24 protein-coding genes and 1 tRNA gene are annotated in these 22807 nt (G+C 38.7%); 9 read left to right on the plus strand and 16 right to left on the minus strand.

Annotation, left to right across the window (positions count from 1 at the left end):
* Nucleotides 1-297: 297 nt before the first annotated feature.
* The 10 genes from ACFO3O_RS15195 to ACFO3O_RS15240 all read right to left on the minus strand — a co-directional run bounded on the left by ACFO3O_RS15195 (nt 298) and on the right by ACFO3O_RS15240 (nt 9911).
* Nucleotides 298-371: transfer RNA gene (locus tag ACFO3O_RS15195), tRNA-Asp, on the minus strand.
* 65 nt (nt 372-436) lie between these two features.
* Entirely contained in the window at nt 437-1396 is a 960-nt protein-coding gene (locus tag ACFO3O_RS15200; RefSeq protein WP_379980310.1) for a DUF58 domain-containing protein, read from the minus strand.
* Between the two features lie 89 nt (nt 1397-1485).
* A complete protein-coding gene (locus ACFO3O_RS15205; protein ID WP_379980312.1) occupies nt 1486-2034 on the minus strand; it encodes a ClpP family protease in 549 nt (182 codons plus the stop codon).
* 311 nt (nt 2035-2345) lie between these two features.
* Nucleotides 2346-2666 carry a thioredoxin gene (trxA, locus tag ACFO3O_RS15210; protein WP_379980314.1) on the minus strand — a complete coding sequence of 107 codons (321 nt, stop codon included), beginning with the start codon at nt 2664-2666 and terminating at the stop codon, nt 2346-2348.
* Between the two features lie 389 nt (nt 2667-3055).
* Nucleotides 3056-3757 (minus strand): zinc metallopeptidase, encoded by a 702-nt coding sequence (locus ACFO3O_RS15215; RefSeq protein ID WP_379980316.1) that lies wholly within the window; start codon nt 3755-3757, stop codon nt 3056-3058.
* Nucleotides 3758-3868: 111 nt separating this feature from the next.
* Nucleotides 3869-4603 (minus strand): hypothetical protein, encoded by a 735-nt coding sequence (locus ACFO3O_RS15220; protein WP_379980318.1) that lies wholly within the window; start codon nt 4601-4603, stop codon nt 3869-3871.
* 35 nt (nt 4604-4638) lie between these two features.
* Nucleotides 4639-4998 (minus strand): endonuclease domain-containing protein, encoded by a 360-nt coding sequence (locus ACFO3O_RS15225; protein WP_379980783.1) that lies wholly within the window; start codon nt 4996-4998, stop codon nt 4639-4641.
* Between the two features lie 270 nt (nt 4999-5268).
* Nucleotides 5269-5538, minus strand: a complete 270-nt coding sequence (locus tag ACFO3O_RS15230) for a SemiSWEET family sugar transporter (RefSeq protein ID WP_379980320.1) — start codon at nt 5536-5538, stop codon at nt 5269-5271.
* An 82-nt stretch (nt 5539-5620) separates the two neighbouring features.
* Nucleotides 5621-8734, minus strand: coding sequence for a leucine--tRNA ligase (locus tag ACFO3O_RS15235; RefSeq protein WP_379980322.1), 3114 nt, complete (start codon nt 8732-8734; stop codon nt 5621-5623).
* A 232-nt stretch (nt 8735-8966) separates the two neighbouring features.
* Nucleotides 8967-9911 (minus strand): ketopantoate reductase family protein, encoded by a 945-nt coding sequence (locus tag ACFO3O_RS15240; RefSeq protein WP_379980324.1) that lies wholly within the window; start codon nt 9909-9911, stop codon nt 8967-8969.
* 331 nt (nt 9912-10242) lie between these two features.
* On the opposite strand from ACFO3O_RS15240, the gene ACFO3O_RS15245 reads away from it, so the two are divergent.
* From ACFO3O_RS15245 to ACFO3O_RS15270, 6 genes are all read left to right on the plus strand, one after another.
* On the plus strand, nt 10243-11121 hold the full coding sequence (locus ACFO3O_RS15245) for a cell division protein FtsX (RefSeq protein ID WP_379980326.1): 879 nt from the start codon (nt 10243-10245) through the stop codon (nt 11119-11121).
* Between the two features lie 944 nt (nt 11122-12065).
* Nucleotides 12066-12401 carry a hypothetical protein gene (locus ACFO3O_RS15250; RefSeq protein WP_379980328.1) on the plus strand — a complete coding sequence of 112 codons (336 nt, stop codon included), beginning with the start codon at nt 12066-12068 and terminating at the stop codon, nt 12399-12401.
* A gap of 27 nt (nt 12402-12428) precedes the next feature.
* A complete protein-coding gene (locus ACFO3O_RS15255) occupies nt 12429-12707 on the plus strand; it encodes a DUF3098 domain-containing protein (protein ID WP_379980330.1) in 279 nt (92 codons plus the stop codon).
* Between the two features lie 37 nt (nt 12708-12744).
* Nucleotides 12745-13542 (plus strand): undecaprenyl-diphosphate phosphatase, encoded by a 798-nt coding sequence (locus ACFO3O_RS15260; protein WP_379980332.1) that lies wholly within the window; start codon nt 12745-12747, stop codon nt 13540-13542.
* Between the two features lie 23 nt (nt 13543-13565).
* A complete protein-coding gene (gene truB / locus ACFO3O_RS15265) occupies nt 13566-14273 on the plus strand; it encodes a tRNA pseudouridine(55) synthase TruB (protein ID WP_379980334.1) in 708 nt (235 codons plus the stop codon).
* Nucleotides 14274-14338: 65 nt separating this feature from the next.
* On the plus strand, nt 14339-15070 hold the full coding sequence (locus ACFO3O_RS15270; RefSeq protein WP_379980336.1) for a hypothetical protein: 732 nt from the start codon (nt 14339-14341) through the stop codon (nt 15068-15070).
* Here the strand turns inward: ACFO3O_RS15270 and ACFO3O_RS15275 are convergent, their stop codons facing one another.
* Complete coding sequence (locus ACFO3O_RS15275; RefSeq protein ID WP_379980338.1) at nt 15071-15679, minus strand: thioredoxin family protein; 609 nt, start codon at nt 15677-15679, stop codon at nt 15071-15073.
* A 259-nt stretch (nt 15680-15938) separates the two neighbouring features.
* Between ACFO3O_RS15275 and ACFO3O_RS15280 the strand changes: the two genes are divergently transcribed.
* Nucleotides 15939-16514 carry a DNA-3-methyladenine glycosylase I gene (locus ACFO3O_RS15280; protein ID WP_379980340.1) on the plus strand — a complete coding sequence of 192 codons (576 nt, stop codon included), beginning with the start codon at nt 15939-15941 and terminating at the stop codon, nt 16512-16514.
* Nucleotides 16515-16629: 115 nt separating this feature from the next.
* On the opposite strand, the gene aat is transcribed toward ACFO3O_RS15280, so the two are convergent.
* The 4 genes from aat to ACFO3O_RS15300 all read right to left on the minus strand — a co-directional run bounded on the left by aat (nt 16630) and on the right by ACFO3O_RS15300 (nt 20347).
* Entirely contained in the window at nt 16630-17310 is a 681-nt protein-coding gene (aat, locus tag ACFO3O_RS15285) for a leucyl/phenylalanyl-tRNA--protein transferase (RefSeq protein WP_379980342.1), read from the minus strand.
* An 11-nt stretch (nt 17311-17321) separates the two neighbouring features.
* Entirely contained in the window at nt 17322-18680 is a 1359-nt protein-coding gene (locus ACFO3O_RS15290) for a short-chain fatty acid transporter (RefSeq protein ID WP_379980344.1), read from the minus strand.
* Nucleotides 18681-19046: 366 nt separating this feature from the next.
* Nucleotides 19047-19430, minus strand: coding sequence for a DUF3127 domain-containing protein (locus tag ACFO3O_RS15295; RefSeq protein WP_379980346.1), 384 nt, complete (start codon nt 19428-19430; stop codon nt 19047-19049).
* Between the two features lie 41 nt (nt 19431-19471).
* Nucleotides 19472-20347 carry a flavin reductase family protein gene (locus tag ACFO3O_RS15300; RefSeq protein ID WP_379980348.1) on the minus strand — a complete coding sequence of 292 codons (876 nt, stop codon included), beginning with the start codon at nt 20345-20347 and terminating at the stop codon, nt 19472-19474.
* A 196-nt stretch (nt 20348-20543) separates the two neighbouring features.
* Here ACFO3O_RS15300 and ACFO3O_RS15305 point away from each other — a divergent pair, with 196 nt between their 5' ends.
* Both ACFO3O_RS15305 and ACFO3O_RS15310 read left to right on the plus strand, forming a co-directional pair.
* A complete protein-coding gene (locus tag ACFO3O_RS15305; RefSeq protein ID WP_379980350.1) occupies nt 20544-21737 on the plus strand; it encodes a sensor histidine kinase in 1194 nt (397 codons plus the stop codon).
* Nucleotides 21727-22311, plus strand: coding sequence for an NUDIX domain-containing protein (locus tag ACFO3O_RS15310; protein WP_379980352.1), 585 nt, complete (start codon nt 21727-21729; stop codon nt 22309-22311). The genes ACFO3O_RS15305 and ACFO3O_RS15310 overlap by 11 nt, the downstream gene beginning before the upstream one ends.
* Here ACFO3O_RS15310 and ACFO3O_RS15315 read toward each other — a convergent pair.
* On the minus strand, nt 22303-22695 hold the full coding sequence (locus ACFO3O_RS15315) for an HIT family protein (RefSeq protein WP_379980354.1): 393 nt from the start codon (nt 22693-22695) through the stop codon (nt 22303-22305). The two genes, ACFO3O_RS15310 and ACFO3O_RS15315, sit on opposite strands and share 9 nt — an antisense overlap.
* Between the last annotated feature and the right edge of the window lie 112 nt (nt 22696-22807).

Raw genomic sequence — 22807 nt, forward strand, 5'->3', positions numbered from 1 at the left:
CTTTTAATGCCAAGATAAAAGCGTTTAGAGCACAATTCAGAGGTGTTAGAAATGTAGAATTCTTCCTTTTTAGATTATCTACTATTTTTGCATAATCCTAAAATCCCACAAGTTTTGGACTTGATCCCATGTATGTAGTTTGAAAACCTAATGGATCGTCATAGGAGAGGTGACAAAAAAAGCCTCTCCTTATGACAGGAAAAGCTTCTCATCGGCTTCAACTACAAAGCCTGCTACGTGTGACGTAGCCAACACAACTTCTTATAAAAAAAGCCCTCGGACTGAGGGCTTTAGAAGCGGTCTGGACGGGACTCGAACCCGCGACCCCCTGCGTGACAGGCAGATATTCTAACCAGCTGAACTACCAGACCGTTGCGCTGTTGCGGGTGCAAATATACACTCTCTTTTTACATCTGCAAACAAAAAAATAAAAAATTTACACAAATTTTTGTCGCTCTACCAGAAATGTAGTCAAAATAGGGCTAAACCCCTTTTCTATCACTGCTGGAATGTACTTAATTCTATATTGTGCACATCGCAATTGTAAGTTTTTAAAATACGTCTCTACAGAGGCTTTATAGATATCTCTAATAGAATCTGCATATAAATTGATATGTTCTCCCGTTTCAACATCTACAAAACGCTTAGGAGCGTTAGAAAATTTAAAATTGTATTCTTTTTCTTCACTATAGGTGTGAAAAAGCACTACCTCATGCTTGTTATATTTTAAATGCTGTAAGGCTTCAAATAATTGCTCTTGCTCCACATCACTCTGAAACATATCAGAAAATAAAAAGACCAAGGAGCGTCTCTTGAGTTTCTCAGCAATCAGATGTAAGTGGGCGTAGGTATTCGTTCCTTTTCTTTGGAGCTCCTGCCTGCCGGAAGGCAGGTTCGCGAAAGCGGGATCCAACATCTTCCCCAACTGATCTAATAACATATGATGATGGCGATCACTTCCTTTCTCAGAGGCATAAAACTCATACTCCTCTCCATAAATACTCAAGCCAACCGCATCGCGTTGTTTTTTCATGAGTTGCATAATGGCAGCACTCGCTAATACTGAAAAACTGATCTTATTCAAATGATCGATCCCATGTTGAGATACTGGCGGATAATGCATCGAGCTACTATTATCTACAATGAGGTGACAACGTAAATTAGTTTCCTCTTCATAGCGTTTGGTGTACAATCGATCTGTTTTGGCATACAGTTTCCAATCGATGTGCTTGGTACTTTCCCCGTTATTATAGACTTTATGCTCAGCAAATTCTGCCGAAAATCCGTGAAACGGACTTTTATGCATACCAGAAATAAAACCCTCGACCACTTGCCGAGCAAGAAGCTCTAAGTTGCCAAAACCATTGGTTTTATGTAATTCCTGTTGAATGTTCATAGCAAAATGTCTGGTCGAGCGCAGTCGAGACCTATTTTAAAAATAGATTGATAAAAAACCTCTCGACTGCGCTCGAGGAGACAGTGCTATTACCCTTTATAAATACCATCTGCGATGCCATAAGCAACAGACTCTTCTGCACCCATCCAATGATCACGCTGAAAATCTTTCATGATTTTTTCAAACGTCTGACCACAGTTATCCGCTAGGATTTGAGCACTAAGCTCTTTGGTTTTGATAATTTCTTGTGCTGTAATTTCAATATCACTGGCTTGTCCTTGTGCGCCTCCAGAAGGTTGGTGGATCATGACACGTGCGTGTGGCTGAATAAAACGACGTCCTTTTTCTCCAACAGAGAGTAAAAGCGAACCCATACTTGCTGCTAGTCCAGTGCAAATGGTAGAAACTGGGCTCTTAATTTGCTTGATGGTATCATACATTGCAAATCCAGAAGTCACATATCCCCCAGGACTGTTGATAAACAACTGGATTTCGTCATGACTTATCGAATCTAGGTATAACAAACGATCAATAACGTGCTTTGCACTTTTATCATCTACCATTCCCCAAAGGAAAATTTTACGTTGCTCCAAAAGGGAGGTGTCTATTGCGTCTTGTACTTTGGTCTTTTTTTCCATGTGTATTGCCCACCTACGTGGGTATCTTTTCATCCCCGCGAACCTGCCTGTCGGCAGACAGGGGCGAGGATCTCATAAACATTAATTTAATTTCAATAACAGTAGGTTTAATTACATTTTCGCGAACCTACTTGACGGCAGGCAGGAGCGAGTATAAAAAAACATTTTTCTTTATTTTAAAAGACCTCGCTCTCCAGCGAGGTTAGTTCAATAACAAAAACAGTATCATTAAGGAGGATCTGTTTTCTATTTCACTAAAATAAAAAAGGTTTGGCACTACACCAAACCTTTTGCATAATCTTACCTATCTCTTAGTCTAAAAGACCATCAATAGCATCTGTATATACTTTTTTAGGAGCAACACCTACTTGACGTCCTACAACCTCTCCGTTTTTAAACATTAATACAGTAGGGATGTTACGTACGCCGTATTTTGCTGCAAATTCCTGATTTGCATCTACGTCTACTTTTCCAACAACCGCTTTCCCTTCATATTCTCCAGAAATCTCTTCGATTACGGGACCTACCATACGACAAGGTCCACACCAAGCAGCCCAAAAGTCTACCAGTACAGGTTTGTCACTGTTTAATACTGCCTCTTCAAAAGATGCATCTGTGATTTCTAATGCCATAACTATATAATTTTAAAGTTTTAATCTAATTTATAATGCAAACTTAGTCAAATATTTTGCCAAAGCTTACAGTGGTCGTATCAACTTTGGTTATTGTACCATTGGATCGCTTGATACTACACGGTTTGTCAATGTGTCCTCTGTCTTTTGTTATCCTTTTATTTTTTGGGCGTGCCCTTCGTCTTTCACTATGTTCAAGGCTTCGGTCGGGCTATTCGTTCCTACTCCTCGTACTAAAGAAAAGGGCACTGAGTGTTGTTGCGTAGCATGACAATGTATCAAAATGCCTTTTTCTTTAGTCCTGTGGGGTATCCACTGCTATCCCTCACGCAAAAGAATGTAACCTATATTTAAAATTTCAATATCAGTTTCGACTTCGATTTCAGGGATTACCGTCTACTTCCTAATACCTGCAATGCAAAATACACCAAGGTCGCGAGTGATCCTATCGCAGCTACGACATACGTACGTGCCGCCCATTTTAAAGCATCTTTTGATCCCGCATATTCTTGTGGCGTCACCATGTTTTCTGCTTTTAACCAAGCCAGTGCACGATTACTTGCATCATACTCTACGGGTAAGGTAATAAAACTAAAAAGCGTTTGTACCGCGTATAGTCCAAGACCAATTAACGCAATCGTTCCGCCAATAGCTGTGGTACCCATAAGCACCAATCCTCCTATGATGACCCACTGTGACATTTTTGACGAAATGTTAACCAAAGGCACCAATTGAGATCGCATCTTCAAAAACCCGTATGCCTTGGCATGTTGTACTGCGTGTCCTACTTCATGAGCTGCCACCGCAGCTGCAGCAGCATTTCGTTGAGTATAAACAACCTCGCTTAAATTGACTGTTTTATTTATTGGGTTATAATGATCTGTGAGTTGACCGCCTACAGAAATAACTTTCACATCTCGAATCCCGTTATCTGCTAGCATTTTTTCTGCTATTTCTGCCCCCGACATTCCGTTGCGTAAATGTATTTTTGAGTAATGATCAAATTTACTTTTCAGTTTGTTGCTCACCAACATACTGATTAATCCAATAGCCCCTACAATAATGTAGTAGCCCATATATCCTCCTAACATATTATTTTTATTTTGTGTATTAAAATTACAAAAACTATAGCAATAATAAGACCAATTTAACGGAGTGAAATTTTGTCAGTTGTACCGCAGGATTAGCTCGACAAAAGGTATTTAATAGGAGTCGTGATAATACAATTTTCTTTCCTGATTAATTTTTTTGACAATCATTTGAGGAGTTACTTCCAAATGATTGAGAAGTATTGTTTTCAGAATACCAGAAGATGTTAAAATCACTAGTGTATAAAATGATTCACCTTTAGGTTGTTTTTTTTCTGATAAATAATAATCTATAATTGCACTCCACGGGATATTTTCTCTAGGTGTTTCTAAGCCATATGCTGTAATTTCTAATTGCACTTTGTACTTGTATAACAATACTCTGTACCCAAAAAAACAAGTCGCTATAAAAGCGATAAAGGCAATTAATAATGCAATATGTTGTAGAGGATTAAGAATGAAATATAGCATACAAACTAGGATCACTATCGGTGACAAAATAAACATTGTTAGGTCTAATTGATCTGATTCTCTGAAAACTAACTTTTTGGTTGTTTTGTAGAGTGAATTGTTAAATGCTTCTTTATTCGTTAATCCTGTTGTTGTAGTTTTTAAAAATTTCTCTACGTGATGTAACGTAGGATGAAAACGGTCTAAAAGTTTCTTCTCCTGAGTAATACGTCTTTTCAAAATCGTTGGAAGATCTATAGTAAAAGACGGACATTCAGGTTCAAAATCAGCAATTTTTTGAGTGAGATTGCACGTAAGTATAAAATCTGAATCTAGTTGTCTATGTTGACACACAGTACAAAACCCTAATTGATGCCCTCTTTTTTCTGTGATACTCATTTTTTAAATAAAGATATTTATCTACAATAATAAGGTTACGTACTTATAAAATAGGATTTAATATCCGTTAGTACACTCGGAAGTAGGTCAAAGACCATCTTATTCTCAAATCGTATAACAGCAAAGCCTAATCCTTCTAAATCTTTTGTTCGTTTTGCGTCATAAACTAGAGCTTCTTCATTAAAGTGAACTTCTCCATCTAACTCGATAATTAGTTTTTCTGAAGGACAGTAAAAATCAACAATGTAATTAAGGATACTGTGCTGTCTTAAGAATCGTTTGCCATCTAGTTGTTTGTTTTTAAGATGCTTCCATAAAATACGTTCCGCAGGTGTGGTGTTGTTGCGAAGTGATTTTCGATACGTTTCTAAATATTTTCTAGAGTGAATGATCATGGTTTTAAAGATAGTGGTTTTCGGGCTAGCTTGCAGCTTCGCCAATCCCTCTGTCAAAAACAGGGTTTTTGACATCTCCCTTTTTTAAAAAGGGAGAAGCCTTGCTTATAGTTTCAAAAGAATGTTTGAAGCTTCAAATAGAAGCTTTTCTTAAGATGAATTGAATATAAATAGATTCTCATTTAACGAGTTATTATAAACAAAACGAGAACAAAGGCATCTCCCTTAGAGAAGGGAGATGTCTGCAAAGCAGACAGAGGGATAGAGGGATTACCTATTCCGATACCTCAACTTAAAAACAATCAACAAAAACACAGAAACAATCGTAATCGCATTCGCGAGTATGATAGAAAGGCTATGTATATAGGTGCCATATACGAGCCAAAGCAAAACTCCAGTAAAAAATATAGTAAGCATCGGTAAAGAAAGGCCAGATACATTTTTAGTCTTCCAAGTTTGATACACCTGAGGCAAAAACGCAGCAGTGGTACATGTAGCCGCGATAAGCCCAATAATCTCTATAGAATTGATTTCTGTCATAAGATACTATAGTTATATAAGTCTCGACGGCACTCGACCAGACATCACATTCCCTCTCCTTTGGAGGGGTTAGGGGAGGCTTTTACCCCACAATATTCACAATCTTTCCAGGAACGATAATCACCTTTTTAGGCGTACGCCCGTCGAGATACATCTTTGTTTTTTCATGTGCCATGACCACTTCTTGGATCTGATCTTTGGTATAGTCTAACGGAAGTTCTAAGGTAAACTTCATTTTTCCATTAAACGAGATCGGATAGTTCTTCGCACTTTCCACCAAGTGACTTGCGTCAAAAATAGGAAATGACGCTTCCGAAATACTTTCGGTATGTCCAAGCTTGCTACATAACTCCTCAGCGATATGCGGTGCATACGGAGCGATTAAGATCAATAATGGTTCTAAAATTGCTCTAGACGTACACTTTTGGGCTGCCAATTCATTCCCAGCAATCATAAAGGTAGATACGGAGGTATTAAAACTAAAGTTCTCAATATCTTCCTCTACTTTTTTAATCGTTTTATGAAGTGTTTTTAAGTTGTCTTTGGTAGGTTCCGTATCGGTTACATAAAATGCTCCTTCTGCACCTGAATGGTATAATTTCCACAATTTCTTCAAGAAATTATGTACCCCTGTAATACCAGCCGTATTCCAAGGTTTTGCTTGCTCTAGCGGCCCTAAAAACATCTCGTACATCCGTAAGGTATCGGCACCGTATTGTTCGCAAATCTGATCAGGATTAACGACGTTGTACTTAGACTTAGACATTTTTTCGACCTCGCGACCGACTTTGTAAACGCCGTCTTCTTCATATAAAAACTTAGCGTCTTTGAGTTCCATACGCCATTTTTTAAAGCCTTCCGTGTCTAATTCGTCAGAAGCATTTACTAGAGAAACGTCTGTGTGAAGAGGAAATATGTTTTTGTCAAAATCATCTAGAAAATCAAACGTTTTTTCAATTTTGTGATTTGGATTTAGTTCTTCATATTTTGAAACAATGGAATTAACAAAGTTTTCCAAGTTTTTCTTTTGAGAGTCGCTTAATTTGTTTCGGTCATCATAAAACGATTTAGTTATAAAAATATTACCGTCAAAAAATGAAGAATAAATTGATTTATCTCTGTCAGTTGCTTTCGATTTTCCATCTTTAAAATTTAAAGCGAACGGTAAATTTAAAACGTAAACAAAAGCACTCGTCCCCAGAATCATTCCTTGATTGATCATTTTTTGGAAAGGCTCATCAACATTTACAAACCCACGATCATATAGGAACTTTACCCAGAATCGACTGTACAATAAGTGACCTGTTCCATGCTCGGAACCTCCGATGTATAAATCGACATTGCACCAATAGTCTAAGGCTTCTTTAGAAGCAAAAACCTTGTCACGGTGTGCTTTCTCCATATATCTGAAGAAATACCAACTACTTCCTGCCCAGCCTGGCATGGTGTTTAATTCAAGGGGATAGATACCGTTTTGTTCTTGCCCTTCGACAGGCTCAGGGTGACAAAGTGTGTTAGAAACTACTTTATTAGTCTTAGTATCCCATGCCCATACATCCGCGCGACCTAAAGGGGGTTCGCCGTCTTCGGTGGGGAGGTATTTTTCAATTTCAGGAAGCTCGATAGGCAAATGCTCTAATGGTATCATCTGTGGCATTCCGTCAACATAATAGACAGGGAAAGGCTCTCCCCAATAGCGCTGACGACTAAAAACGGCATCGCGTAAACGGTAATTGGTTTTCCCCGTTCCGGCACCTATTTTTTCTAATTCGTAAATCGCTGTTTTGACCGCTTTTTTATAGTTGAGTCCGTTTAAAAAATCACTGTTGGTAATAACCGTAGTCGCTTTGTCTGAAAACGCTTCTTCTGAGATATCAACGCCTTCAAATACATTTGGGATCGGAATATCAAATTTCTTTGCAAAGTCATAATCTCGCTGATCGCCACATGGGACTGCCATCACAGCACCCGTTCCGTAGCCTGCCAATACGTAATCTCCAATCCAAATAGGAATCGGTTCTTTGGTAAAGGGATGCTCGGCATACGCTCCTGTAAAGACACCAGAAATGGTTTTTACATCCGCCATACGCTCACGTTCAGAACGCTTGGAGGTAGATTCAATGTAGGCGTCGATTTCAGCTTTTTGCGCTGGAGTCGTGATCTTTGACACCAATTCATGTTCTGGTGCTAAGGTCATGAATGAAACTCCGAAAATCGTATCGGGTCTTGTTGTAAAAACTTCTATCACAGGCGAGGTCTCGACTGCGCTCGACGTGACATCTGGTTTTACTTTGAAACTGACGGAAGCGCCAACACTCTTTCCGATCCAGTTGCGTTGGGTTTCTTTGATCGATTCGCTCCAATCAATGCCTTCCAATCCTTGGATCAAACGTTCTGCATAGGCAGAAATTCGCATCGACCATTGGGTCATTTTTTTACGCACCACCGTATGACCACCTCGTTCGGAAACGCCGTTCACAATCTCGTCATTTGCCAATACCGTTCCTAAAGCCGGACACCAGTTGACTTCGGTTTCGGCGAGATACGTCAATCTATATTTTAATAAAATTTCTTGCTGTTCTTTATCACTATACGCATTCCACTCACTAGCTGTAAACGTAGGCGTGTCCTCGTCGCATACCGCATTTGTGGAGGTATTCCCCGCTTTCGCGAAAGCGGACACCAACGTATCAATTCCTTCGGCTTTATCACTATCTTTATTGTACCAGGAGTTAAAAAGCTCGGTGAAAATCCACTGCGTCCATTTGTAATATTTCGGATCAGACGTACGTACTTCACGGCTCCAGTCAAAAGAGAATCCTATTTTATCCAATTGGTTACGATATCCAGCAATCTTATTGCCTTGATTATCGACACCGCCTTCTATGTTTACTTTGGTGGTCGTCGCAGGATGTTGCCCCGTCTGAATCGCATACTGCTCGGCAGGCAATCCAAACGAATCATACCCTTGTGGGTGCAATACATTAAATCCTTTCAAACGCTTATAACGTGCATAGACATCACTGGCAATATATCCTAGCGGATGCCCCACATGCAATCCCGCTCCAGAGGGATAAGGGAACATATCGAGTACATAATATTTGGGTTTGTCACTGGTGTTACTGGCGTGAAAAGTGCCGTTTTCTGCCCAATATTGTTGCCACTTGGCTTCTATGTCGTTAAAATGGTATTTCATACTATATTGTTTTTTTTCGCTATTGCGAAAACTGATTCAAGACTAAACAGCGTCAGGAGTCAGGACGAATGTATTATTTCTTTATCACAGCATGGTGCTGTTTTAAGCTGGCAAATTTACGATTATTTCCCTGTAATGAAAGGGTCAAGGGTAGAGAGTCTTTATAAATACAAAACCCCTGAAAATAGAGTAACACTCTAAAATAGAGTAGTACTCTATTTTTTAAAGCCCCCTAACCCTCTAAAGGGGCTAGGGGGCTTCGAGCTTTGTTTTCTTGTGGCAGTAACAACTCATAAATCATCTCATTCACAGGTATTGGAATGCCTAATTTCTTACCTTCTTTGACAATAAAACCATTAAAGTTTTCGAGTTCGCTGGGTTTGCCTTCCATCAAATCACGCTGGGTAGAGGCTGTGGTATTGGGCGCTTGTCGAGCAATGGCCGCAAAGGTTTTATCAATAGTATCTTCTGGTAATGCGATTCCTTTAGCTTTTGCCACCGCAGCGACTTCTTGAGCAGTTTTGAGCATCAAATTTTTGATATACGAACTCTCCCGCATCACACCAATAGTCGCTCTGGTCAATCCGCCAATGGCACTTACGGTGGTGATAAAGAGAAATTTTTGCCAGATCGCTACTTGAATGTTTTCTGGGATTTGGGCATTGAGGCCTGCTTCTGTAAAAAGGGTTAGAATAGCGTTGACTCTTGGCGTTCGGGTGTTGTCTTGTTCTCCAAAAAGAAAGGTTGGCGGAATATCAGGATTTGAAATAACTCCTGGGCTTTTAATAAAACTAATCATTCTACACAAACCAGAGAGGACTTGCTGTTTTGGAAGTACGGTATTCAGGATTTCGGAATTGTTTGCACCATTTTGTAGCGGTAAGAACATGTTGGTGTTATTTGTATATTGCAATATCTCTTTTGCTATTTCTTGTAATTGCCATGATTTTGTGCCAAAAATAACAAGATCGGGAATGTCAATGGTGCTGAGATCATCGGTGGCGTGATATGGACGTACGTTAAAATTACCTGTAATACTTTCTATTGTGAGTCCGTTTTTTTGAATAGCCTTGAGATGGTCTCCACGTGCAATGAATGTGACTTTATGCTGGGTTTGTGCTAGTTTTCCGCCGACAAAGCCACCAACACCTCCGATACCATAGATTAGAATGTTCATCAATTTTAGAATTTGTAGTTTTAAAGATAGGGGTTTTCGCTTCCGCGAAAAAGGAAACATGATAAAAGGGAATCAGGACTTGATAGGTAAAAAAGAGACAAAAATCCATTTTTAAGGCTTGATTTGTGAGTCTTTTATGTCTTGGACCATTTACTTCTTTTAATCTTGACTCGTGATTCCCTTTTGTCTTGACTCTTTTAGTCCTGAGTCAATTTTCGCGAAAGCGAAAAAATCAAGATGAACGTTTATAACAATGTAGAAACTTTAGGCGTTGTATATCATGGTATGTGAAAATCATTGTATTTTTACAGTAGTAATCTTATAAATAGCTATGGCATCCTCATTTGAACGGTATCAAAAACGCCGATTGGTTTTTTCTTATTTCTCTGTCGTCATCAGTATTACATTGGTGTTGTTTTTATTGGGAGGTTTAGGAATTATTGTCATTAATACAAAAAAAGTAGCCGATCATGTCAAAGAAAAGGTAGTATTGTCTGTCTATTTAAAAGATACGGCAAAAGACATTGAGATCAAGCAACTTCAAAAATCACTAGCGCTTGCTGAGTATACCAAATCTTCTGTTTTTGTGTCTAAAGACGAAGCTGCCGAAGCGCATAGCGAAGAGATTGGGGAGAATTTTATGGACTTTCTAGGCTACAACCCGTTGCAAAATAGCATAGATGTATATTTGAAAGCAGATTACGTATCTCCTATAAAAACCAAAGAGATTTCTGACGAGATTGCCTCTAGAGATTTTGTGGATGAAGTAAGTTATGACCAACCCCTTATTGCTTTACTTACTGATAATATCAAACGCATTACGCTCTGGGTATTAATTATTAGTGGTGTCTTTACATGTATTGCGGTATTATTAATTAATAGTTCGATACGATTATCGGTGTATGCCAAACGATTTATTATCAAAACCATGCAAATGGTAGGAGCGACCAAGCGTTTTATACGCCGTCCTTTTGTTTGGAAGAGTGTGCGACTAGGAATGTTGGGCGCTATTCTTGCGCTTATTGGCATGGCGGTTTTATTGTATTATCTCAATGAATTATTTCCTGATCTTGCTTTACTAGACGATAAATTGATCATAGGAACTCTTTTCTTAGGGATCTTTCTATTAGGTATTTTCATCACGTGGATTAGCACCTTTTTTGCCACCCAACGTTTCCTAAATCTCCGTACCGATGAATTGTACTATTAGTGAGACTCACTGTTGTAAAGCCCACAGGGCGCATACAACAGTGCAAGCCGAACTAATCCCGCTGCAAGCGGGATCCTTACTTCATTTTCAAGACTCACTGTTGTAAAGCCCACAGGGCGCATACAATAGTGCAAGCCGAACTAATCCCGCTGCAAGCGGGATCCTTACTTCATTTTCAAGACTCACTGTTGTAAAGCCCACAGGGCGCATACAATAGTGCAAGCCGAACTAATCCCGCTGCAAGCGGGATCTTTTTAATTTTTCATGAAGCTCAGTTTTGATATTTCTTTTTTTGCTTTCGCGAAATAGTATATTGAGTATTTCAACAAGCCCAGTTTGATACTTGTCAAAGTAGCGTATATACATTGTCATTTGTTAGATCGTACAAGAATTACTACTAAAAAACTACATAAAAGCGGTGAAAAAATTCCAACTCTTAGCACCCTAAAAAATAAAATTTTCTTCCTAAATGGGTAACACTCCATTACTTCCTTGAACATTTCTATTATTAACTTTAAATTTTATCTTATGTTAAAAAACAATTCGAATTTACATTCAGTTATGACTAAAACTGAAAAGAGGAGTATTAATGGAGGAAGAACAGGTGGAGAAGATAGTTCTGAGCTAGACAACTGTAGGAATGATCATGAAAATAAATGTGTTTGTGGTAACGAAGCTGGTGATACTTGTTCTAGGTGATACAAACTGTTCTAATTAATAGCAAGTAAAGAAATAAGTAGGTTTTCAACGGTTGAAAACCTACTTAGATTTGAAATTGATTTGCTTCTGAAAGTATTGATGTGTCAGGATAAAATGAAAATATAGTTGTATCTTATTTACCATCGGAGAAGTTCGCGAAAGCATATAAAGCAATAACTCATAAGTTTTTAGAGGGGTTTAAAATATTTTAAAGCCTCACCCGTTCCTTTATTAAATGACTTTTTATGAGACGTATTGTTATCTTTTCATTTTTTATTTCGCTACTATGTACATCTTGTCTTATTCAAAATCCTAAGATAGAAGATTCTGAAATCAAAGAGATTACTGTTACAAGAGTCTATGAAGGGGGTGTGAAAGATATTGTTTTTGCGGAAGCCAATGGAAAATTTTACTACATCAACAGAGGATTGGAGCGGGGATACACATTAGAAGGATTTCGTGAGAAAGTTTTAAATAAAAATGTTACTTTGCATCTCGCAAACACAGCTATAGGATCTAGGTCTAATCATATTTCTCAAATAGCGATTGGAGATACGGTTTTATTTACAGAGTTTAATTAAAAATACCCGCCTACGCGGGCATGAGCCATGGGAGAGCAAAAACGTAAAATCACATCATCAACATCAGCAAAGCATCAAACTGAATTTATTTTTGGTAAGAAAAACTATCAATGGATGCTTATCGGACTTGGCGTAATTGCCCTTGGTTTTATCCTGATGTCTGGTGGAGGCAGTGATGACCCTAATGTGTTTAATCCAGAGATTTATTCTTGGAGACGTATCCGTTTGGCGCCAGCGATTGTGTTACTAGGTTTTGGGATTGAAGTCTATGCAATTCTTTTAAATCCTAATAAAGGCAAGAAGTAAGTTTGTCACTTTATACGACTAGGTTATCTTTGCGCCCATGAATAATCTAGATGCCTTTATCCTTGGTGTTATCCAAGGTCTTACCGAATTTTTACCCGTTTCTTCTAGTGGTCACTTGGAGATAGGAAAAGCCATTCTTGGCGATACGTCTGTGCCAGAAGAAAGTTTGATGTTTACTGTAGTTGTCCACTTTGCCACGGCATTGAGTACCATTGTGGTTTTTAGAAAAGATATTTGGGAGATTCTCAGTGGGTTATTCAAATTCAAATGGAATGAAGAAACGCAGTTTTCTACAAAGATTATTGTGTCTATGCTTCCAGCAGTGATTGTCGGTTTGTTTTTTGAAGAAGAATTGGAGGCCTTATTTGGCGGTAATATTCTCTTGGTAGGCTGTATGCTTATTGTGACCGCTGTTTTATTGTGGATGGCAGATAGGGCAAAAAACACAGAAAAAACAGTTTCATTTTCAAATGCCTTTGTGATAGGTGTTTCACAAGCTGTTGCGATGATTCCTGGGATTTCGCGAAGTGGTGCTACCATCTCAACCTCTGTTTTGTTAGGAAATGATAAAAGTAAAGCGGCTCGTTTTTCGTTTTTAATGGTGATTCCGTTGATTTTAGGGAAAATTGCCAAAGATATTTTAGGAGGAGAGCTTACAGCCGAAGCAAGTAATATGTCGGTACTTGTCATCGGGTTTCTAGGCGCCTTTATCGCAGGACTTGTCGCCTGTACATGGATGATCAAATTGGTTAGGAAAAGCAAACTTTCTTGGTTTGCGATTTATTGTTTGATCGTAGGATTGATTGCCATTGGATTTAGTTTGTATAACCAGTAATTTGTTCTATAATACCTTAGTGTATGTCTGATACTTCAAACCTCACAGACCAAGATTATAAAGACGGGCAGATTTTACTATTTGATAAACCGTTGGAGTGGAGTTCGTTTCAGTTGGTCAATAAAGTGCGTTGGCTCATTCGCAAAAACCTGAATATCAAAAAGATTAAAGTCGGTCATGCAGGGACTTTAGATCCGTTGGCTACGGGTTTAATGATTATTTGTACAGGTAAATTCACGAAGCGTATTCATGAATTTATGGGGCTGGAAAAGGAATATACAGGCACTGTCAAATTAGGCGAAACGACCCCTTCCTACGATTTAGAAACAGAAGTTGACCAGACGTTTGCAACCGATCATATTACAGAAGAGGCTATATACGCTTTCGCGAAAGCGTACCAAGGAATCATCCAACAACAACCTCCGATATTTTCAGCTTTGAAGAAAGACGGAAAACGCTTGTACGAGTTTGCAAGAGCCGGTGAAACTGTTGAAATTCCTACCCGAGAAATTACCATTTACGATTTTGAAATCACCCGAATCGCCCTGCCTGAAGTCGACTTTAGAGTGTCTTGTAGCAAAGGGACGTATATTCGATCACTAGCGCATGATATGGGCAAAGGATTGGGAAGTGGTGCACACCTTACGGCGCTCAAAAGAACCAAAATAGGAGATTATAGCGTAGATAATGCACAGGATATTCTGGCTTTTGAACAAAGTTTTGAGGCGTAGTATACCTGCTAAAGACTGTTAATCGTTTCCTTAATGTAGGAGATTTTGATTATTTTAGACCTCTTATGAAATTAAGTGCTCAAGATAAATCCATGCTTATTACGTTTTCAGGCGCATGTTTTCTGGTGCTTGTGTTTTTCTTTTTAGGCGTAAAGCCTTATCAAAATCCAAATCCTGAGGAGGCGTTTATAGAGATTCCTGTAATCCAGGAACCTTTAGAAGAGGAGGAAGAAATTGAGAAACAAGAAACTCCCATTACTCAAAAATCTAAGGTCAAAAGTCATCAGGCGTATAACTCAAATGAGTTACAGAATGAGAGTCGAGAATTATTTAAAGAGGAAGACCCTATACGTAAAGCGATTGAAGAGCAACAGCTAAGCAGTGTAGAAGATCTTGTTGCCGAAAATGAGAAAACACTCGAAGAGCATAAAAAGGAACGCGAACTTGCCATGGCGGAGCGTAATGAGCGTATCAAGGCTCAAATTGAAGCAAGAGAGAAAGAGCGAAATAGCAAAAAAGGAAACAGACAAAGCACGGTTTCCTATAACCTGAAAGGCAGAAATGCGGTGAAGATCCCTAATCCTGTGTATACCTGTGATGCTTTAGGGAAAATTGTATTGAATATCGAAGTAAATAGTACAGGAACCATCACTAAAAAAGAGTACAATAAAAATGCATCTACGTCTTCCAATGGATGCTTGATTGATCAGGCACTATTGTATGCTTCTGACGCGTTATTTAATAGTACCTCTACGACTTCTCAGAAAGGGACGATTACGTTTAATTTTCAGGGATAGTTAGTGTAATAGCTCTATTAAATCTGCTACCGTATTTTGACCTTTATCTTTATTGTACCAGACTTGTAAGTCTTGCTTAAACTCAGGAGTCAGCGTCCCATGTGCTTCTTTATAATCATTGACAAGTTGAGTTGCTTTAGAAGGACGCGGTCCCCAATCTCCTAGGATTTCTCCAGAAGCATTATCGATAACAATAAGTTTAGGGATAGAACGGCCTCCGTTGTATAAAAAGGCATCCATGAGTTCCAGATTTTCATCACGTAAGATTACTTTCAGATCAATACCTTCAGAAAGCTCCGCTATTTTTTGCATTGCAGGCATAGTTTGGGCGGCATCGCCACACCAACTTTCTGTAATAACAAGCCAGGTAACATCCCCTTTAAAACTATTGATTTTTGCGACATCTGCTTCCTGTAATTTGGTGGTTTTATCTAAGCGTTTCATGCGCCGCTGATTTAACATCGTATAATTAGAAAGTGTTTCGGTTTGGTTAGGACCTGTACTGGTTTCTTGTGCGGCATGGTCATCTATGAGTTGTCTGTAAGCCGGATAGGATATCGCTTTTGGAAGTGCTTCTTGGACGATTTGTTTTCTTGATTTTTCTATCATTGTTTTCATACGCTGTAAGACGGTAAAGAAAAGCCAAACTTACATAGGTTATTTTGTCTAAAATACACTTTTTATAGTCAAAATGAGAACTAATATATAGTGTCTGCTATGCGGTTTTCTTTGATTTAAAAGATACGAATACAGGATTTTAAAGAAATGAGGCATTTGTATTCTTTCATGTCTATTTATCCTCTATGAGAAATCGAATACCTATGCTAAAAGCTTTTAAATTATCTTTATAGACACTTAAATAGGTAGTATGAAAAAACACAAATGTGGCTGGTGTGTAGGCGACAAACTATACGAAGCTTATCATGATAACGAGTGGGGAACGCCGCTGAGAGATGAAGATCTACTTTTTGAATTTTTAGTGCTTGAAACGTTTCAGGCTGGATTGAGTTGGATTACCATCTTGCGGAAGCGGGAGAACTTTAGAGTGGCATTTGACCATTTTGATTACAAACGGATCGCGCAATATGACGAAGATAAAATTCAAAGTTTGTTGCAAGATGCAGGAATCATTCGTAATAAATTAAAAGTACGCGGTACGGTGACCAATGCAAAGTTATATATAGACATTCAAAAAGAGTTTGGGAGTTTTTCTGAGTATTTATGGGCATTTGTAGACAATACACCGATTCAAAATAGCTGGAATCATTATAAAGACTGCCCTGCAAACACGCCTTTAAGTGATCAGATTAGTAAAGATTTAAAAAAGCGAGGCTTTAAGTTTGTGGGTTCTACGGTGATTTATGCGTTTATGCAAGCGATAGGCATGGTCAATGATCATGAAGTCGGTTGTCATCGGTATGAGCAGGTACAATTCCTCACCTAATCCCTCACCTAAAAAGTAAAGTATACTTTTATTGTCACCCTGAGCTTGTCGAAGGGCAATTGATAATCAAAAAATAAAACTTTGACAGGCTCAGTTTGACAAATATAAAATGCTTTTAGATAGTTCCTTCGTCTTTTGGAGGAAGTGATGTAGGGATGGGGGCTAGGTATTTTAAGAATCTTTCTCTGGGAATTTCGGCGGCACCTAGGCTGGCAAGATGATCGGTGTACATCTGACAATCGATGAGTTGGTACTTTTCTTTTTTTAGCTTTCGCGAAAGCGTAATAAACCCCACTTTACTCGCATTGCTTACCTTTGAAAACATGCTTTCTCCACAGAAAACCCCTTTGTCTTTGAGGTCAATCCCATAAAGACCACCCACCAATTGCTCTTCTTGCCAAACCTCAACAGAAATGGCGTGTCCCATCTCGTGCAACGTAAGATAGGCTTCGACCATGGCATTGGTAATCCATGTTCCATGTTGCCCTTCTCTTTTAATGCGTTTGCATGCAAGAATAACCTCTAAAAATCGTTGGTTATAGGTGACTTTAAAGGTGCCATCACGCAGGACTTTACGCATCGATTTTGAAACATGAACATCCTCTGGGTTGACCACCATACGAGGGTCAGGACTCCACCATAATGCCATCTGTCCGTCATTAAACCAAGGAAAAATCCCAGATCGATAGGCTAACATCAAGCGTTCTGGATGCAAATCCCCACCCACGGCAAGGAGTCCGTCTTCTTCGGCTTGAGACGGGTGTGGGAAGGCGATATGATCTGTGAGGATGTGCATGTATTTTTTAATTACACTAATAATAATCCGAGAATATAAATCGCACTTCCCACTAACATAAGGATCAGGGTGTAGGGAAGGATTTCTTTGGCTTTTAATTTTGTAATACCTAATAATGGCAATGCCCAGAAAGGTTGTAGCATATTGGTAATTTGGTCTCCATAGGCGAGCGCCATAATGGCTTTTGGTAAAGGAACGCCTAATGAAAGGGCACTTTCAATCACAATAGGTCCTTGTATCGCCCACTGGCCGCCCCCGCTTGGCACAAAAACATTCACAAGTCCAGCGCTAAAAAAGGTAAAAATAGGCAAGGTCGTTTCTGTAGCCACAGCAATAAACGCATCACTGATCATTGTGACCATTCCGGTACTTTTCATGATCCCCATGATGCCAAAATACAACGGGAACTGAATCAAAATACCACTAGCACCTCCGATGGCTTCTTCGACGGCTTTTAGGAAGTTTTTGAAATTTCCATGTAGAATGATGCCTAATCCCAACATGAGAAAGTTAAGCATATTGGGGGATAACGATTCTCCATAATACCGAGAAAAAAAGGTAACAATCACGATAAAACCAAATCCAATAGTAAGGAGTTTTGAGGAATCTAGCTTATCATTTTTTTCTTGATCTTCAGGAGTTTCTTTTGTGGTCTTAAAATCGGGTAATTGGGTTGTTTTTCCATTTCGCGCAAGCATATAAAACGTAAAAGGAATCACGATTAATAAGATGCCGAATAGGAGGAGATTCCACCAACTGAAAATGGTTTGTTGACTGGTAATAATTTCTGGGATGGTCGCAAGTTGGTCGGGGGGTAGAATTCCCTGCATCATGGTGGTAAGATGTGCTTCTTCGGCTACTTTAAGAGGGGCTGACCCACTCATGCCTCCATGCCAAATCATTAGCCCCACATATCCTGCTGCACCTACCAGTGGATAGTTAATTTTAAATCCTTTCTGTACGGCAGCTTCTCCTATTTTACGTGCCATAATGGCTCCAAAAATGAGGCCTAAGCCCCAATTAAAAAAAGCGACGAGCATGGTGGTAACACTTACGAGTACGACAGCGCTTACGGTGTCTCTTGCATAGATGGTTATTTTGGAAATAAGCCAAGCCATGGGTTTACTCAATACCAACACATGTCCTAAGACAAGAATAAGCATCATTTGGTAGGCAAAAACCAAAAGATTGGTATCCCAGATACCTTCTTCCCAAAAATTTAAAATAGTAATGGGATGTGAGCTTTCAGAAGGGTTGTCTGTAAATAGTAACGCTAAAATCATAGTAAGTAGCGTTAATAAAATAGCAATCACAAAAGGCGAAGGGATGTATTTTTGAAAAAGGGTTTCTATGGTTTTTGTGATCGGCATGTCAGATTGCTTAATGAGATAAGAAAGATACTAAAAAAAGGATGTATGTAGCTGTTATTTATGTTGGTCTCACTTGGTAAAAAGTTTGGTATAGGGCGGAGCAAGATAACAAAGAATTCAACGGAATGCCCTATTTGTTTCTGAAGGAAGTGTTGAGGGATTAAATTTCAATTTTAAATTGGGACAAGCCTTAGATCCCGCTGAAAAAGCGGGATTAGTCTGCCTACTGGCATAGGCAGGTTCAACTAACTATTTTGCATGCGTCTTTCAGACTTTACAAAACAGTGTTTTACTAATAAAAAAGCCCGTAGCTAAGGGGATAACTACGGGCGAAGTTGGAACTTTTAGGGGTTCCATGATGATTACCTAAAACGGTAAATCATCGTGATCTTCAGTGTTCAGATTGTTTGCAGGCTCAAAAGCATCTGCAGGAGGAATAGGAGGCATGCCAGGAGCTCCTTGTGGGGCTGCATCTTGCAAGTTCTCTATACGCCAACCTTGTATACTATTAAAATATTTTGTCTCTCCTTGTGGATTTACCCACTCGCGGCCTCTTAAATTGATACTAATTTTTACATTTTGACCTACTTGGTAATTGTTAAGTAAGTCTGTTTTATCTTGAACAAACTCCACCATAATATGCTGAGGGTATTGCTCTTCTGTTGTGACAACGATTTCACGTTTTCTGAATCCATTACTACCGAAGGTTTGTGTCTCTCCGATCATTTTTACTTTTCCTTGTACTTCCATCTCTCAAATAAGAATTTTAAAGGTGTAAATGTAGCTAAAAATTAGAGCTTTGCAAGGAGAACTTTCCACGCGTTATTCACATTTTGTTCAACAAGATATTTCTGTGCTATTTTATGGAGCTTATTTTGATCTCCAGACAGCATTAATTTTTGTATTTCAGGATGTTTGGAAACAAATTCTACGATTGCTTCAGAGGTAGGAAGTTGTTCTACATTCCCCAGCATCCCAAGATCATTTCCTGTAAGAACAGTACTTAATCGAATCGCCTCAGGAATCTGATCGATTCCTATGCCTAGTTGTGTAATGGGTTTAGGGACTTCAAACAATCCTTGGTTAGCACGGCTATACCAATTACCTCCCATACGGGCTACTTGATCTATTTTTAACGGATCAATGGCGCCATTGGTATCTAGTACCTCCTCTTTTAAGTGAATTTTAACAATTTCGCAAATCACAAGATTACCTGCGCCACCTTCTGTACCCAGCGGCTTTACTTCTATCACCTTACATTCAAATTGCACGGGAGATTCTGCGACACGTGGGGGTTGTACACTTTCTGAAGCAAGCTCCGTAAGTCCAGCTTTTACAAATTCGTTGACTCCTTTCGGATACGCTGTACTCGCTAAACTCATTTGTTGTACCATCGCATAATCTACCATATTGATGGTGGTCTCTGGTACTTCAAGTACGTTATCTAATGTGTTTTTTGTGCTGTTATCTCGTCCACTTCTAGAAGGAGAAAACACCAAGATAGGTGGATTTGCTCCAAAAACATTAAAGAAGCTAAAAGGCGCAAGATTAACACGACCTTGGGTGTCTATAGTGCTCGCAAAAGCAATAGGGCGAGGCCCTACAGCCCCTGTTAAGTATCCAAATAAATGAGGGACAGAAATTTTTTTGGGATCTATTGTTTGCATGTACAACGTTTTTTCAAAGGTAGGAAAAGCGAAAATCTTACAAGAATACTTTTTCAAATCATTTTATCATCTTAGCGTCAAGAACGCTACATACGATGCTTCTTATTATTCCGTTTATTGTTGAGAAGGTAAGTTTTTTGGTTTTCAAGGTGTATTTTTAAGACTTTAATTCTATATTTATTCAAAGTGTTCTTTTATGAATTTTAGTCCAAAACCTCAATATGCGAGGTGGTTTATTATTATTTCTTCTTTGGTGATTACCACGCTTATCCTGTGGAATGTCCTGCTGTTTTTTGATCAGCTTAAAGAGGCAGAACGCAGCAAGATGGTCATGTTTGCAGCTGCCAAAAAAGCCCTTGCCGAAACATCTGATGTATTACCTACAACCAAAGATGCACGGCAATATGATGGTGCTTTAAGTGATTTATATTTATTAATTCTCTCTGAAAATACAACCATACCCACCCTTACCTATAACCTAGAAGATGAAACCTATGATTATGTAAATATCCCAGATGGCGATCAATTATCACAAGAAGAATTAGCACAGCTAGCACAAGAATATGCACTTACTAATGAGCCTATAGATATTGTATGGGATGGCGTCAAAATGAATACAGTGTATTATGGAAATTCTCCTGTGATTGCTCAGCTTAAATATTTTCCTATTGCACTTTTGATTATCGTTATCCTATTTATTGCACTCATTTATTTCTATTACTTGACCTCGAAGTCTTCTGCTCAGAATTTACTATGGGCAGGGATGGCAAAAGAGACAGCACATCAAATTGGGACACCACTTTCCTCCTTGGTAGGATGGACAGAAATTTTAAAAACAGAAGATGTCAATCCTGAGTATATTAAAGAAATGGTCAAGGATATAGACCGGTTAGAAATCATTACCGATCGTTTTAGTAAAATTGGATCGGTACCTGACCTGAAAGTGGTGGATATTATTACCGAAACCAAAGAGACTTTTGAATACTTAGAAAATCGAAGTTCAAAACTCATTAAATTCTCTATCGACTTACCCGAAGGCGAACTTCCCGTCATGCTTAATAAACAATTATACGGATGGACTATTGAAAATATGTTCAAGAATGCCATCGATGCTATGAAAGGTAAAGGAGATTTAAGCGTTGTGATTACTCGTGATGCCAATTATGCCAAAGTATTGATTTCAGATACTGGGAAAGGGATTCCTAAGAGTAAGTTTAACAACATTTTTGAACCTGGATTTACCACCAAGAAACGAGGCTGGGGACTAGGATTATCGCTTGCTAAACGAATTATAGAAGAGTATCATGATGGGCGTGTAGGAGTTCTTAAAAGCGAAATAGATAAAGGGACGACTATGCAAATTCAACTTAAACTCGTTCATGATGCCTGAAAATATAAAGAATATCAAGAAAATAGTACTTTCTGATAACTGGGCTACCTTACATAAAGTCACCTTTGATTACCAAGACTCAAAAGGAAATTGGGAACCCCAAGTTCGCGAAGTCTATGACAGAGGGAACGGCGCTGCGGTGTTATTGTATAACAAAGAATCAGGAACCGTGATCTTAACGGAGCAATTTCGGATACCAACCTATTTTAATGGCAATCCAGACGGTATGCTCATCGAAGTGTGTGCAGGTTTATTAGATCATTATGATCCTGAAACGGCAATCAAAAAAGAGATTGAAGAAGAAACGGGATACCATCTTTCTGAGGTAGAAAAAGTCATGGATTTATACATGTCTCCAGGTTCTGTCACAGAAACGGTTCACTTATTTATTGCCAACTATACAGCAAAAGATAAGGTAAGTAAAGGCGGCGGACTTGCTGCCGAGCAGGAAGATATCGTGGTGCATGAGTACGCTTTCGCGAAAGCGTATACAATGATTCAAACTGGTGAAATCAAGGATGCAAAAACCGTGATCTTATTACAATACCTAAAATTGCAGGGAATCTTATCCTAAATACAACTGAATCTCTCCAATAAGTTGTTTGAATTCTTCTGAAGTCATTGATGTTTTGTTCATAAAACGCGCATCTTCCATGGTTTGAAGCGGAATCAAATGTACATGCACATGCGGTACTTCGAGTCCAATCACACTCATGCCTATACGCTGACAAGGCACTGCTTTTTCTAAGGCAATGGCTATTTTTCTAGAAAAAGCCATTAAATCTAAATATGCTTCTTCTGAAAGATCAAAAATACGATCTACCTCATCTTTAGGAATACATAACGTATGCCCCTTAGTGTTGGGGTTTATATCTAATATTGCAATATGACGATCATCTTCATGGATGATATGTCCTGGAATCTCTCGATTAATAATTTTTGTAAAGATACTTGCCATAGTTGTTGAATTTGAACTTGAAAATGAACTCGAAGCTGAAAATACTAATTTAAATTTTTAATTCGGGTTACTATAATTCTTATAAGTTGATCATTTTCGTCAATAAGTTTTT

Source organism: Dokdonia ponticola, assembly GCF_042653865.1.
Lineage (GTDB): Bacteria > Bacteroidota > Bacteroidia > Flavobacteriales > Flavobacteriaceae > Dokdonia > Dokdonia ponticola.